At 61.2% G+C, this 14,443-nt stretch carries 10 protein-coding genes and 3 tRNA genes; all 13 read left to right on the plus strand.

The genetic code is table 11. The features are described from left to right. Positions 1–20: 20 nt before the first annotated feature. The 13 genes from purF (at position 21) to ACYZT6_RS08860 (ending at position 14,386) form a co-directional block, all read left to right on the plus strand. Entirely contained in the window at positions 21–1,526 is a 1,506-nt protein-coding gene (gene purF / locus ACYZT6_RS08800; protein ID WP_462026538.1) for an amidophosphoribosyltransferase, read from the plus strand. 107 nt (positions 1,527–1,633) lie between these two features. Continuing rightward, complete coding sequence (locus ACYZT6_RS08805; RefSeq protein ID WP_462026539.1) at positions 1,634–2,845, plus strand: O-succinylhomoserine sulfhydrylase; 1,212 nt, start codon at positions 1,634–1,636, stop codon at positions 2,843–2,845. Continuing rightward, entirely contained in the window at positions 2,842–3,615 is a 774-nt protein-coding gene (locus ACYZT6_RS08810; protein WP_462026540.1) for an SDR family oxidoreductase, read from the plus strand. The genes ACYZT6_RS08805 and ACYZT6_RS08810 overlap by 4 nt, the downstream gene beginning before the upstream one ends. 183 nt (positions 3,616–3,798) lie before the next feature. After that, positions 3,799–3,874: transfer RNA gene (locus ACYZT6_RS08815), tRNA-Val, on the plus strand. Positions 3,875–3,929: 55 nt separating this feature from the next. Then, positions 3,930–4,006, plus strand: a tRNA-Asp gene (locus tag ACYZT6_RS08820). 105 nt (positions 4,007–4,111) lie between these two features. Beyond that, positions 4,112–4,188, plus strand: a tRNA-Asp gene (locus tag ACYZT6_RS08825). Between the two features lie 248 nt (positions 4,189–4,436). Continuing rightward, positions 4,437–4,946, plus strand: coding sequence for a sigma-70 family RNA polymerase sigma factor (locus tag ACYZT6_RS08830; protein WP_462026541.1), 510 nt, complete (start codon positions 4,437–4,439; stop codon positions 4,944–4,946). Continuing rightward, positions 4,943–5,893: a FecR domain-containing protein gene (locus ACYZT6_RS08835; protein WP_462026542.1), complete on the plus strand. Its 951-nt coding sequence runs from the start codon at positions 4,943–4,945 to the stop codon at positions 5,891–5,893. The genes ACYZT6_RS08830 and ACYZT6_RS08835 overlap by 4 nt, the downstream gene beginning before the upstream one ends. Before the next feature lie 67 nt (positions 5,894–5,960). Then, entirely contained in the window at positions 5,961–8,384 is a 2,424-nt protein-coding gene (locus tag ACYZT6_RS08840; RefSeq protein ID WP_462026543.1) for a TonB-dependent siderophore receptor, read from the plus strand. A gap of 427 nt (positions 8,385–8,811) precedes the next feature. Continuing rightward, the gene (locus ACYZT6_RS08845; RefSeq protein ID WP_462026544.1) at positions 8,812–11,643 is read left to right on the plus strand and encodes a xanthine dehydrogenase family protein molybdopterin-binding subunit; all 2,832 of its coding nucleotides are present in this window, start codon (positions 8,812–8,814) and stop codon (positions 11,641–11,643) included. Further along, positions 11,636–12,175 carry a (2Fe-2S)-binding protein gene (locus ACYZT6_RS08850; protein ID WP_010455997.1) on the plus strand — a complete coding sequence of 180 codons (540 nt, stop codon included), beginning with the start codon at positions 11,636–11,638 and terminating at the stop codon, positions 12,173–12,175. The genes ACYZT6_RS08845 and ACYZT6_RS08850 overlap by 8 nt, the downstream gene beginning before the upstream one ends. Before the next feature lie 2 nt (positions 12,176–12,177). Beyond that, positions 12,178–13,413, plus strand: a complete 1,236-nt coding sequence (locus ACYZT6_RS08855) for a c-type cytochrome (RefSeq protein WP_462026545.1) — start codon at positions 12,178–12,180, stop codon at positions 13,411–13,413. 1 nt (position 13,414) lies between these two features. Next, positions 13,415–14,386, plus strand: coding sequence for an XdhC family protein (locus ACYZT6_RS08860; protein ID WP_462026546.1), 972 nt, complete (start codon positions 13,415–13,417; stop codon positions 14,384–14,386). Positions 14,387–14,443: the final 57 nt, after the last annotated feature.

Below are 14,443 nucleotides of genomic sequence, written 5' to 3' on the forward strand. Positions count from 1 at the left end.
TTAAGTAGGGGTTGCGTCGCATGTGTGGCATCGTCGGTATCGTCGGTAAGTCGAACGTCAATCAGGCGCTGTATGACGCGCTAACCGTCCTCCAGCACCGCGGCCAGGACGCTGCCGGTATCGTGACCAGCCATGATGGCCGGTTATTCCTGCGCAAGGATAATGGCCTGGTGCGTGACGTGTTCCATCAGCGTCACATGCAGCGCCTGGTCGGTCACATGGGCATTGGCCATGTGCGTTACCCGACCGCGGGCAGCTCGACCTCGGCCGAAGCTCAACCGTTTTACGTCAACTCGCCTTACGGCATTACCCTGGCGCACAACGGTAACCTGACCAACGTTGAACAGCTGGCAAAGGAGATTTACGAATCTGACCTGCGCCACGTCAACACCAACTCCGATTCGGAAGTGCTGCTCAACGTGTTCGCGCACGAGCTGGCCCAGCGCGGCAAGTTGCAGCCAACCGAAGAAGACGTGTTCGCTGCCGTCACCGACGTGCACAACCGTTGCGTCGGTGGTTACGCGGTCGTCGCGATGGTGACCGGTTACGGCATCGTCGGTTTCCGTGACCCGCACGGCATCCGCCCGATCGTCTTCGGCCAGCGTCACACCGACGAAGGCGTCGAGTACATGATCGCCTCCGAAAGCGTCTCCCTGGACGTGCTCGGTTTCACCCTGATTCGCGACCTGGCCCCAGGCGAAGCGGTCTACATCACTGAAGACGGCAAGCTGCACACCCGTCAGTGCGCGACCAACCCGTCCCTGACCCCGTGCATCTTCGAACACGTCTACCTGGCGCGTCCGGACTCGATCATCGACGGCGTGTCGGTCTACAAGGCCCGTCTGCGCATGGGTGAGAAACTCGCCGAGAAGATCCTGCGCGAGCGTCCGGATCACGACATCGACGTGGTCATCCCGATCCCGGACACCAGCCGCACCGCGGCCCTGGAGCTGGCGAACCACTTGGGCGTCAAGTTCCGCGAAGGCTTCGTGAAGAACCGCTACATCGGCCGCACCTTCATCATGCCGGGCCAGGCTGCGCGGAAAAAATCCGTACGCCAGAAGCTCAACGCCATCGAACTGGAATTCCGCGGCAAAAACGTGATGCTGGTGGACGACTCGATCGTTCGCGGCACCACGTGCAAGCAGATCATCCAGATGGCCCGTGAAGCCGGCGCGAAAAACGTCTACTTCTGCTCCGCAGCCCCGGCCGTTCGCTACCCGAACGTCTACGGCATCGACATGCCGAGCGCCCACGAGCTGATCGCCCACAACCGTTCGACCCAGGACGTTGCTGACCTGATCGGCGCTGACTGGTTGATCTATCAGGACCTGCCCGACTTGATCGAAGCGGTCGGTGGCGGCAAGATCAAGATCGAGAAGTTCGATTGCGCGGTGTTCGATGGCCACTACGTGACCGGCGACGTCGACGAGGCTTACCTGAACAAGATCGAGCAGGCACGGAACGATGCCTCCAAGGTCAAGACGCAGGCAGTCAGCGCGATCATCGATCTGTATAACAACTGAGTAACTACCGGCCTAGTAGCGACCTGTCTGTAATGACCGCTCCTACAAGGTGTCATGCCTCCAGGCCGGTTTTGTATCTATTACCGAGCAAGGCAAGGAGTGACAGCATGAGTCAGGATTGGGATGCCGGTCGGCTGGACAGCGACCTCGAAGGCGTAGCGTTCGATACCCTGGCCGTACGCGCCGGTCAGCACCGCACGCCGGAAGGCGAACACGGTGATCCGATGTTCTTCACTTCCAGCTATGTCTTCCGTACCGCTGCCGACGCGGCGGCACGTTTTGCCGGTGAAGTGCCGGGCAACGTCTACTCGCGCTACACCAACCCGACCGTGCGTGCGTTCGAAGAGCGCATTGCCGCGCTGGAAAGCGCCGAGCAAGCGGTGGCCACGGCAACCGGCATGGCAGCGATCATGGCGGTGGTGATGAGCCTGTGCAGCGCCGGCGACCATGTGTTGGTGTCGCGCAGTGTGTTTGGCTCGACCATCAGCCTGTTCGAGAAGTACTTCAAGCGTTTTGGTATCGAAGTCGACTACGTGCCTCTGGCGGACTTGTCCGGTTGGGACGCGGCAATCAAGGCCAACACCAAATTGCTGTTCGTCGAGTCGCCGTCCAATCCACTGGCCGAACTGGTGGACATCGCCGAACTGGCGAAAATCGCTCACGCCAAAGGCGCGATGCTGGTCGTCGACAACTGCTTCTGCACCCCTGCGTTGCAACAGCCACTGAAGATGGGCGCGGACATCGTCGTGCACTCGGCGACCAAGTTCATTGACGGCCAGGGTCGTTGCATGGGCGGCGTTGTCGCCGGTCGCAGCGAGCAGATGAAAGAAGTGGTGGGTTTCCTGCGTACCGCCGGGCCGACCCTGAGCCCATTCAACGCCTGGATCTTCCTCAAGGGCCTGGAAACCCTGAGCCTGCGGATGAAAGCGCATTGCGCCAACGCCCAGCAACTGGCCGAGTGGCTGGAGCAGCAGGACGGCATCGAGAAAGTCCATTACGCCGGCCTCAAGAGCCATCCGCAGCACGAACTGGCTCTGCGTCAGCAGAAGGGTTTCGGTGCGGTCGTGAGTTTCGAGGTCAAGGGTGGCAAAGAGGGCGCTTGGCGTTTTATTGATGCGACCCGCCTGATTTCGATCACCGCCAACCTGGGCGACAGCAAAACCACCATCACGCACCCGAGCACCACCTCCCACGGCCGTTTGGCGCCGCAAGAGCGTGAAGCGGCAGGCATTCGTGACAGCCTGATCCGCGTCGCGGTTGGTCTGGAAGATGTGGCTGACCTGCAAACCGATCTGGCGCGCGGGTTGGCTGCCTTGTGATCGAGTTGTCGACGCCGGGTACGGGCACCCATGGCCGCGTTGCACTGGTCACCGGTGCCGCACGCGGCATCGGGCTGGGGATTGCGGCCTGGCTGATCAGCGAAGGCTGGCAGGTAGTGCTGACCGACCTGGATCGAGTGCGCGGTTCGAAAGTGACGAAAGTGCTGGGCGAAAACGCCTGGTTCATCGCCATGGACGTCTCGAACGAGGGCCAAGTGGCGTTGGGCGTCGCTGAAGTGTTGGGGCAGTTTGGGCGTCTGGATGCGCTGGTGTGTAACGCGGCGATTGCCGACCCGCACAACATCACTTTGGAAAGCCTCGATCTGGCTTACTGGAATCGGGTGTTGGCGGTCAATCTCAGCGGGCCGATGCTGTTGGCCAAGCACTGTGCGCCGTATCTGCGCGCTCACAGTGGTGCGATCGTTAATCTGGCCTCGACCCGCGCTGCGCAGTCCGAGCCGGACACAGAGGCTTACGCGGCGAGCAAGGGTGGTCTGTTGGCCCTGACTCACGCGCTGGCCATCAGCCTTGGGCCGGAAATTCGCGTCAACGCGGTCAGCCCCGGCTGGATCGATGCGCGAGACCCGGTGGCACGACGGGCCGAACCCCTGACCGAGGCCGACCATGCCCAGCATCCGGCGGGCAGGGTAGGGACCGTCGAAGACGTTGCGGCGATGGTGGCTTGGCTGCTGTCGAAGAATGCCGGTTTTGTCACGGGGCAGGAGTTTGTGGTCGATGGCGGCATGACCAAGAAGATGGTCTACAAGTAGAAGCTGCAATCCTCAAGCTGCAAGCGGCAAGTAAATGCGAGCTCGTGCAGGCCCTGAATACGCAGTCCTGCTTTTACTTGCCGCTTGAAGCTTGTGACTTGAAGCTGTTTTGAAAAAACTTCAATCCTGCTATTGACTTAGGTTCGCTACCTGCGTAAATTTCGCGGCCTCGGAGATGCAAACGGGTGATTAGCTCAGCTGGGAGAGCGTCTGCCTTACAAGCAGAATGTCGGCGGTTCGATCCCGTCATCACCCACCAAATCCGAGAGTCTTGCGAAAGCAAGATGGAAGCTTTTAAAAGCCTCCACCGACGCGCAGCGGTAGTTCAGTCGGTTAGAATACCGGCCTGTCACGCCGGGGGTCGCGGGTTCGAGTCCCGTCCGCTGCGCCATATTTTCCGAGTCAGGCTTGTCCTGATTCGAGATTGAAAGAGAGACTGAAAAGTCTCAGAGCTTTTAATCAGACGAGTTACTTGGACGCAAGTCCAAAGCGATACGCAGCGGTAGTTCAGTCGGTTAGAATACCGGCCTGTCACGCCGGGGGTCGCGGGTTCGAGTCCCGTCCGCTGCGCCATATCTGCTTCAAGGCCCACTGAACGCCTTGGAGCTACGAAGAAAGCCACTGGCTGTCTTCGAGTCGATAGCAAAGACCCTGGTCGAAAGACCGGGGTTTTTTGTGTCTGCGATTTGGCTTTTCCTCCCGCCATACCCTGCCAATCCAACCTTTCTGCTCAGCCGATGCATAAAGGGCTTCCTTCACACGCCCGACATTAATTAGAATCACTCTCATTTACGATAACTCCTGGCACAGGGCTTCTTGAAATGAGTGATGCAGCGATGCCGGAGGAGCAAACCTTCCACGATTTGTACCGCGACCATCGCAGCTGGCTCGAAAGCTGGTTGAGACGACGCATGAGCAATGGTCACGATGCGGCGGACCTGAGCCAGGATACGTTCGTGCGTTTGCTCGCTAGCTCCCAGCGCATTGCTGACCTGCAAGAACCTCGCGCCTACCTGGCGACCGTGGGCAAACGGTTGCTCACCAACTTCTACAAGCGCCGCAGCCTGGAGCAGGCTTACCTGAATGCCCTGGCGCTTTTGCCAGAAGACTGCGTGCCATCCCCCGAACAGCGCTGGATCCTGCTGGAAACCTTGCAAGCCCTCGACGAATTGCTCGATGGATTGCCGACCCCGGTACGACGGGCGTTTCTCTGGAGCCAACTGGAAGGCCTGGGTTATCAAGAAATCGCCGAGCGCCTGCAAGTCTCGGAGCGCACGATCAAGCGCTATATGGCCCAAGCCTACGAGCATTGCCTGCTGGTGACACTGTGAGCGCTTCCGCACCTTCGGCCGACGCCCGCCAGGTTATACGGTCGGCCGCGCAGTGGTTGGCGCTCATGGAGTCGGGCACTGCCAATGAGCGGGATCGAGCCGAATTGCAGAGTTGGCGCGACAGCCATTCCAGCCACGAGCAGGCCTGGCAAAAAGCGCAACTGCTGCGTCAACGCTTTGCCGAGCTGCCGTCAGCACTGGCGATGGCCAGTCTGGATCGACCGCAGCCGAGCCGGCGCACCGTGCTCAAGCGCGCCGTCGGCGCGGTGGCATTGGTGCCGGCCGCCTGGCTGATCAGTCGACAGTTGCCGTTGGATGTCTGGAGCGCCGACCTACGGACGGCGACCGGGGAGGGCAAGAAAGTCCAGTTGGCCGATGGCAGCTTGCTGCAATTGAACACCGCGAGCGCCGTCGATATCGATCTGAGCAACCGGCTACTCAAACTTGTTGAGGGCGAAATAGCCCTGAAAGTCCCCGGCACTTCGCCGATGACGATCCAGACGCACTTCGGCCAGGTGGTCGTCAGTCAAAGCGAAGTGTGTGTTCGTCAGTGGCAGACGGGGTGCAAGGTATCGGCACTCAAGGGCACGGTGCAGTTGCAGCCTTTGCACGGACCGGTCTTTTCGTTGCGCGCAGGCCAGCAAGTCAGCCTTCAGGCAACGGGTGCCGGCGCTGTAGAGCCTTTCGACGTGCTCGCGCCAGGCTGGCGCGATGGTGTGCTGATGGCGCAGAACCAGCCCCTGGGGGATTTTTTGCGCGAGCTCAGCACTTATCGCCCGGGCGTGTTGCGCTGGGAGCCGGAGCTGGAATCCCTGCGTGTCACCGGCAGTTTTCGCCTGGAGGACACCGATCGTATCCTCGCGCTGCTGGCGGCCAGCCTGCCGCTGGAGGTGCATTCGCGTACGCGTTATTGGGTAACGCTGCTGCCGCGCAAAAATAGTGTTTGAAGCGTGTCCCCTTTTTTCGCCTCGCTTGTCATTCAAGGCAAGTGAACGAATTAAGAGAGCTTCTTCAATGCCCGCAGTGTTCCCGTCCAGTCCGCGTTTGGCTTCATCCCGCCTGCGCCCGTTATTGCACTTGAGTCTGTTGCTGAGCCTCAGCACCTGTCCGTTGTTCATCACCGCCGGTTGGGCCGAAGACGCGCCTCGACGCAGTTATCAGGTGCCGGCCGGCAGTCTCAGCGCAGCGCTGACCCGTTTCGCCGGGCTGGCGGGCGTCAACCTCTCGGTTGACCCGGCGCTGGTCAGCGGTCGCAACAGCCCCGGTCTGTCCGGCGAATACGCAGTGGAGGAGGGCTTTGCTCGACTGTTGCAGGGTTCCGGCCTGCAACTGCAGCCGGTGGGTGAACAGGCGTACATCCTGACGCCAGTGCCAGAAGGCAGCGGCCTGCAATTGGGCGCCACCTCGATTCTCGGTGCCATCGACCCGGTGGACGGCGATCCGTATGCCGGCGGCCAGGTGGCGCGCCGTGGTTCGCAAGGCCTGCTGGGCTCGAAAGACTTTATGGAAACGCCGTTCAGCATGACCACCTACACCAGCGAGGTGGTCAAAAACCAGCAGGCGCGTACCTTGGGCGACCTGATCGCCAACGATCCGTCGGTTCGTGCCACCAACCCGGCGGGTGGGCGTTATGAGCAGTTCACCATTCGCGGGCTTAGCCTGTTCAACAGTGATGTTGCCTATAACGGTCTCTACGGCGTCCTGCCGACCTACACGATCGACATGGAAATGGCCGACCGTGTCGACGTCCTCAAGGGACCGAGCCAGCTGATCAACGGCATCTCACCAAGGGGCAGCGTGGGTGGCGGGATCAACGTGGTGCCCAAGCGTGCCACCGACAAGCCCATTACTTCGTTCACCGGCACCTACGCGTCCGACAGCCAGGTCGGCGGTGCCGTGGATGTCGGCCGGCGCTTTGGTGAAGACAACAAGTTCGGTCTTCGCTTCAATGGGGTCAAGCAGTCTGGTGACACCGATTGGGACCACCAGAATGTCGACCGCGAGATGGCTGTGCTGGGCCTGGATTTTCGCGGTGAGCGCTTGCGGCTTTCGACGGATATCGGGCGTACCGAGCGTGACACCGACGCGCCGCAAGAACGCGTGCAGGTCAACGCCAACGCGCAGGTTCCGCGTGCCAGCGATGTGCGCCACAACTATGCGCAGCCGTGGAGCAAGGCGAGCACCAACGACACGTTTGGCACGGTGAACGGCGAATTCGATGTCAACGATTCCGTCATGCTGTATGGCGGTGTGGGCGCGCGCAAAAGCAACCATGATTTTCTCCGGCATGCCGTTGCGGTCACAAACAACGCGGGGGATTTCAGTGTTCAGCCACGTGATTTCACCCGCGACGAAAATGTCCGGACGGCCACGGCAGGGGTGCGCAACTGGTTTCATACCGGTCCGGTAAGCCATGAGGTCAACCTGGCCGCCAGCTATTTCTACATGGACTTCGAGAACGGTGGAGCCCGTTATGCGGCGGCGCCCAGCAACCTCTATAACCCGGTGGAAACACCGACGCCGGTCAGACCCACGCGGCAGGATGCGAAGGTCTATACCGAGAACCGCTTCAGCGGCGTGGCATTGTCCGACACCTTGGGTTTCTTCGATGACCGGTTGCTGCTGACCCTCGGCGCCCGCTGGCAGCGGGTGAAGGTTGACGACTGGTCGGATAACGTCAAAGGCGACACGGCCTACGATGAGGAAAAGGTTTCGCCGTCGGGCGGCATCCTGTTCAAGGCCACCGATAAGCTGTCGCTGTACGCCAACTACATGGAAGGCCTAAGCCAGGGCAAGATCGCGCCGTCGACTTCGGTGAACGAGGACGAAATCTTCCCGCCGTTCATCAGCCGTCAGGTCGAGGTCGGCGCCAAGTATGACGCGGGTGCATTTGCCGTGACCGCCGCGGTATTCCGGATCAAGCAGCCAGCTTATGAGACCAACGCCACGACGCGCGTCTTCGGCCCGAACGGCAAGCGTGAGAACACAGGGGTGGAACTGAGTGTGTTCGGTGAACCGCTCGACGGTTTCCGCCTGCTCGGCGGTGTCATGTACATCGACAGCGAGTTGACCAACACCGCCAATGGCACCTTCGACGGCAACCGGGCGCCGGCCACGCCGAAATACAACATCAACCTGGGCGCCGAGTGGGACGTGCCGACCGTAGAGGGCCTGACTCTCACCAGCCGTGGCATCTATTCCAGCTCGCAGTACCTGGACCAATCCAACAACAAGGAAATCGACTCCTGGGAGCGCTTCGACGTGGGCGCACGCTACGCATTCAAGGTCGAGGAAAAGAACATCACCTTGCGCGCCAATATCGAGAACGTGGCGGACAAGCGTTATTGGAGTTCGGCCGGGGCGTCGGATGACAGCGAGCCTGGGTTGACGCTCTCGACCCCGCGCACCTACCTGCTTTCAGCGACCGTCGATTTCTGAATTGATCACAGCGAGCCCGGGCTCACCTGTAGCAGCTGTCGAGCCCCAGCGAGGCTGCGTCCGGCTGCGAAGCAGTCGTAAATCCTGACACCCTGACCTTCCTGAAAAGTTGGGGCAGTGGTTCTACGACTGCTTCGCAGCCGGACGCAGCCTCGCTGGGGCTCGACAGCTGCTACAGGTGAGCACAGGGGCTGCTTGGGCTGATGATTGAGTTATTGCGGCGCAATGCCGTGCTGATTTGATCATTCGGTCAGTTTTTTTGTAACTGGTTGTTTGCCGCGAGCGCATAAACCTTTAAAGTTAACCTTTCGGTCAGCTTTGCACTGTCAACACAGCCCTTTGCATCGTCAAAAAGGGCTTCTGCAAGACTCGAGATCCCCAGAACATAACCAGAAGGGCGGACCCATAACCGCCCAGAGGATGATCCATGTCCAACCGTGAAATATCCCGGCGCTCGTTCCTTCAGGGCGGGCTGGTGGCGGGTGTGAGCGTGACGCTCACACCGCTCAGCAGCCAGGCGCTGGCGGCCTTGATGGAAAACAGCGTGACCGTGCCGTCCGAGCAATGGCTCGGCAACAACGGCAAGGCGCGCTCGCGTAACGATGCCTTGTCCAAGGTCTGCGGCAGCAAAGTCTTTGCCCGCGACATCCGTGCCAAGGACATGCCGGGCTGGCCGCAGCAGCAAGGCCACGCCATGCTGCTGAAAACCACCAAGGCCGATCGAATCTACGCAGGTTATGACCTGTCGTGGCTCGGCGCCGAGTTGCAGCCGGACCGCATCGTCACTGCCGCCGACCTGGACAAGGACGGCATCGCGTTTCCGGAAGAGCACGCTCCGGATCCGCTGCTACCCGAAGGCAAGGTGCCGATGTTCATCGGTCATCCCGTGGCTATCCTGATCTGGAACGACTTCGAGCGTTTCCGTCAGGCCAAGGCCAAACTCAAATTCAATGACAAAGCGATTCGTTACGGCGACAAAGTGCCGTTCTACGAAGGCGACCCGTACGGCAGCTTCCGCTACGTGCGGGTCGGCGGCGCGACCTCGGCCGACGAAGATGAATTCGCCAGCCTCAAGGATTCGATCCTGTTCCCGATGCTGCGCAACCGTCGTCCGGTGTGGAATTCCCAACCGAACCTGCACGGCAACCTGACCGAGCGCGGGCTGTTTTACGCCGAGCGCATGAAGCAGCAGATCGACACCCCGCCCGACAACTGGCTGGTGTTCGACGAGCGCTACAAAACCCCGTCGATCGAGCCGGCTGCCATGGAACCGGACAACGGCAACGGCTGGTACGACCCGGCGACCAAGACCCTGCATTTCGTCGTCGCCACCCAGTGCCCGCTGGAGACCGCGACTGAAACCGCGAAGATGATCGCGCCGTCGCGTTTCGGCCTAGCCAACCTGAACATGCACCCGGGTTATACCGTCGGCTACGGCTCCAAAGACCACAACATTTTCGTCTACTACGCGGCGCTTGCGGCGTTGTACGGCGCCGGTGTGCCGGTGCGTCTGGCCAATGATCGCTACGAGCAGTTCCAGAGTGGCATCAAGCGTCATCCGTTCGATATCCGCTACCAATTGGCGGTGGACAAGACCGATCACAGCTTCAAGATTTTCCGCGCCGAGATGAACGTCGACGGCGGCGGACGGATCAACTACAGCCCTTCAGTAGCGGCGGTTGGCGCCACGGCGGCGCAGTCGATCTACTACATGCCGCAGAACGATTTGCAGGTCACCGCCTACCATTCCCGCGCCGTTGAAGCCGGATCGATGCGCGGTTACGGCACGCTGCAAAGCATGGCCTCCACCGAGATGATGGTCGACGAAATCGCCGATCGCCTCGGCATCGACGCCATCGATCTGCGCAAGAAAAACGCCATGGTCTCGGGCATGAAAAACACCCAGGGTGCAGTGCCGGCGGGTGCGTTGCGTCTGCACGAGATTCTCGACAAGGCAGCCGTGCACGAAGTCTGGAAGAACCGCGACGCGATCAAAAAGCAGCGTGAAGCCCAGGACCCGGACAACTGGTACGGCGTCGGTTTTGCCATCTGCCAGAAAGACTTCGGCACCGGTTCCGAAGCGCCGATGGCCAGCATCGAATTCACCGCTGATGGGCACATCACCCTGCGCCACATTGGTATCGAAATCGGCACCGGCATGTCGACGTCGCAAGCCTTGGTCGTGGCTGATTTCCTCGGCGTTCCCGCGACTGAAGTGAAGACCGGCGAGACCGAATGGAAAGAGTTGCAGCTGATCACCGGGGGCAACCCGTACATCATGAGCCAGGCCGAGCAGGACAATTTCCTGCGCAACCCTCGCTGGGTCGGCAAGCTCGCCTCGGCTTCGTCGGCGACCAACTCCGCGTACTACTTCAGCCACGCCACCCGTGAAGCGGCGCGCGTGCTGTTCAACCACGGCTTGTGGCCGGCGGCGTTGCAGATTTGGGGGCAAGGCCCTTACGGCGGCCAGGCCAATCCGTATGTGGTGCGCCGCGAAGATGCGCATTGGGTCGACGGCCGACTCACCGCCAACGGCATGCAGCCGCTGAGCTTTGAGCAACTGGCCAAACACGCCCACGAAAAAGGCCTGGTGACCGGCGCGACGGTGCACGGTTTCAACCGCTGGAGCTGGGCCGAGGCCGAGTTCAGCATCGACGGCGTGCGCGAGCGATTGCCCCTTGATGGTCTGGCAGTGAAGTACGGTGACGGCGCTCCGAACGTGAAAAAGGCGCAAATGAACAGCGCCGGTTTCCACCTGCTCGACCGCCATAACATCCATTACCCGGACACTCAGTTGAACAACGCGGCGGTGACTTATTACAGCCCGGTCGCGACCCTGGTGGAATTGAAAGTGAACAAGGGTTCGGCCGAAGTCCAGGTGCTCAACCATCACTCGTGGGTCGAGTGCGGTCGGGTGTTGGTGGAAGAGCTGGTCAAGGGTCAGCTCGAAGGCGGGATCGCCATGGGCATCGGCCATGCGTTGATGGAAGAGATGCCGCTGTACGAAGGCGGGCCGGGGGAGGGTGACTGGAACTTCAACCGTTACCGCTTGCCAATGGCACGCCACGTTGCGGTCTGGAAACAGACGGCCGAGATCCTCCCGCCGCTGTCGCCGAGCGATCCATCCAAGGGCATTGCCGAAGTGGTGATGATCCCGGTGGTCGGCGCCATCGGTAACGCGGTGGCGCACGCCATCGGTAAACGGGTCCGCGACCTGCCCATCACTTCCGCACGCATCAAGGAGGCCCTCAATGGCTAACCGTCCGCTTCAACTGACCCTCAACGGTCAATCCGTCGGCCCGGTGGACATCCCTGATGACCTGCCGATGATCGATTACCTGCACGAATACAAAAACCTCACCGGCTCGCGCCTCGGCTGTGGCCAAGGCATTTGCCACGCTTGCGTAGTGATCGTGGATAACCCGGACGGCACCAGCGAAGAAGTGCGCACCTGCATCACCGGCGCGCACTATTTCGAGGGCAAAAAGGTGCGGACCATTGAAGGCCACGCGACCCGCGACGAGCAGGGCCAGGTCACCGAACTCAATCCGATCCAGCAGCGCTTTGTCGATGAATTCGCCTTCCAGTGCAGCTACTGCGCACCGGGTTTCGTGAATGCCGCGACGGTGTTGGTGGAGAAGCTGCAGCGCCAGCCCATCGTCAAAAGCCAGCTGGAAAAAGTCATCGAAGACAGCCTCGGTCACCACATCTGCCGCTGCACCGGATACGTTCGCTACTACAGCGCGACGCGCAACGTGCTGACCGATCTCGGCCTGGTCAAGGAGGGTTAAGCATGAAGCGTTTACTTTCCCGCCTGGCGTTGGCGGTCGGTCTTATTGCGCCTGTGTTGTCGGCTCATGCGGATGATCAGGTTGTTCGCGGCGCCTATCTCGCTCGCGCCGCCGATTGCATGGCTTGCCACACCGCGCCGGGTGGTGCGCCGTACGCGGGCGGTCTGCCGATCGTCTCGCCGTTCGGCACGATCTACGGCACCAACATCACCCCGAGCAAAGAGCACGGCATCGGTTTGTACACCGATGACGAGTTCTTCGCCGCGCTCACCGAAGGCAAGCGTCGCGATGGCGCGAACCTGTACCCGGCGATGCCTTACACCTCGTATCACCTGATGCCGCGCGCCGATTCCGACGCGATTCACGCCTACCTGAAAACCGTCGAGCCCATCGAACGTGCGGCGCCGGTCACCAGCCTGAGCTTCCCGTTCAACGTGCGCCAGGGCTTGATGGGCTGGAACATGCTCTACGGCAAGGACGTGAAACTGGAACCGGCCGAAGGCAAAAGCGAAGCCTGGAAACGTGGCCAGTACATGGTCGACGTGCTCGGTCACTGCGGCGAATGCCACACGCCGCGCGGTTTGCCGGGTGCGATGCAGCAGGACAAACGCATGACTGGCGGCCTGCTCAACGGCTACCTGGCGCCGAGCTTGCTGGCCAATGACCTGGCCGCTCGCGGCTGGAATCCTCAGGACCTGAGCTCGTTCCTCAAGCACGGCATGAGCGCCCAGGGCACGATGTTCAACGAGATGTTCCCGGTGTTCCACAACAGCACCCAAGGCCTCAATGATCCAGACCTGGCGGCGATGGCGACCTTCTTGCTCGGCGATCAGCCGCCGGCGGCGAAGGTGCTGACGGACGTGCCGCTGGACAAACTCAGTGCCAGCGCCCAGCGCGGTCGTCAGGACTACCTGAATGTCTGCGCCGGTTGCCACGCGGTCGGCGGCGAAGGCAAACCACACATCGCCGTGGCCATGCGCGGCAACACCACGCTGCGCCTGGAAGATCCACGCAACCTGGTGCGAGTGATCGACGACGGTATCGGTGAGCAGAAATTTGCCGGGTTCGAACACATGCAACCGATGCCGGCGTTCGCCGAAAAACTCAGCCACGAGCAACTCACCGATCTGCTGAACTACCTGCGTCAGGGGTGGGGTGGTCAGCCGGGTGATCTCGCGGTGAAGGACGTGCAGACGTTGCGGGCCGATGCACCGCCGCTCGAGCACAAGGCGCACTGACATGCAGCATCTCGATCTGCAAGTCGTGCGACGGGCGCTGGAATGGTCGATCGCTGGCCGGCGTATCTGGCTGTGCACGGTGCTCGCCACTTATGGCTCGGCACCGCGTGCGCCGGGCTCGCTGCTGGCGGTGAACGCGGATGGACAATGGATCGGCTCGCTGTCCGGCGGCTGCGTCGAGGAGGACTTTCTCGAACGCGTCGCTGAGGGGGCGTTTTTTGATGTGGTCAGCGTCATTCGTTATGGCGAAGGCGATGATCCGCGTTCTCGCGTGAGTCTGCCCTGCGGCGGCGTGCTCGATGTGCTGGTGGAGAAGCTTGAACCCGATTGCGAGGTTCAGGCTCATCTGCGGGAACTGGAGTTGGCGTTGCTGGGCCAGCGTCGGCTGATCCGCGAGGTCGATCTGGCCAGCGGTGCGCGCGGTCTGTTTGTCGATCGCGAACAGGGCGTGCGCATCGAACGTGAGATTGACCGGGTGCGCGTGCGGATCGGCGCGGCTCAGCGTTTGTTGTTGGCGGGGTATTCCAGCGTCGCTCAGGCGTGTGCAGAGTTTGCGGTTGGCTTGGGGTTCGAGGTGATTCTCTGTGATCCGCGGGACGAAGTGCTGGAAGGCGTCGTGCTGGAAAACGTCGAGATTCGTCGTCAATTGCCGTCGGTGTTCATTGCTGACGGCGGCTGCCACAGCGACACCGCGGTGGTGGCCTTGACTCACGATCCGCGCATCGACGATCTGGCGATGATGGAAGCCGTGCGCACCGAGGCGTTTTACATCGGCGTGATGGGCTCCATGCAGACCTCGCAAAAGCGCTTCGAGCGGTTGCGCAGGATTGGTGGTTTGGGCGATGTAGAACTCGCCCGGATTCATGCTCCGATCGGCCTGAACCTCGGCAGCAAGACCCCGGCAGAAATCGCCTTGGCCGTTCTCGCCGACATCCTGCGAATCCGCAGCGGCATCGCGCGGGATCGGCTCTAAGCACCATTACCCGCAGGGAAGACACAATTACCCCTGTAGGAGCGAGCCTGCTCGCGA

The organism is Pseudomonas sp. RT6P73, assembly GCF_054897715.1.

Bases quoted from the DNA above. Each gene is read 5' to 3' on its own strand.
- ACYZT6_RS08845 (WP_462026544.1), top strand. From the start codon at position 8,812: ATGTCCAACCGTGAAATATCCCGGCGCTCGTTCCTTCAGGGCGGGCTG.
- purF (WP_462026538.1), top strand. From the start codon at position 21: ATGTGTGGCATCGTCGGTATCGTCGGTAAGTCGAACGTCAATCAGGCG.
- ACYZT6_RS08860 (WP_462026546.1), top strand. From the start codon at position 13,415: ATGCAGCATCTCGATCTGCAAGTCGTGCGACGGGCGCTGGAATGGTCG.
- ACYZT6_RS08830 (WP_462026541.1), top strand. From the start codon at position 4,437: ATGAGTGATGCAGCGATGCCGGAGGAGCAAACCTTCCACGATTTGTAC.
- ACYZT6_RS08855 (WP_462026545.1), top strand. From the start codon at position 12,178: ATGAAGCGTTTACTTTCCCGCCTGGCGTTGGCGGTCGGTCTTATTGCG.
- ACYZT6_RS08850 (WP_010455997.1), top strand. From the start codon at position 11,636: ATGGCTAACCGTCCGCTTCAACTGACCCTCAACGGTCAATCCGTCGGC.
- ACYZT6_RS08805 (WP_462026539.1), top strand. From the start codon at position 1,634: ATGAGTCAGGATTGGGATGCCGGTCGGCTGGACAGCGACCTCGAAGGC.
- ACYZT6_RS08840 (WP_462026543.1), top strand. From the start codon at position 5,961: ATGCCCGCAGTGTTCCCGTCCAGTCCGCGTTTGGCTTCATCCCGCCTG.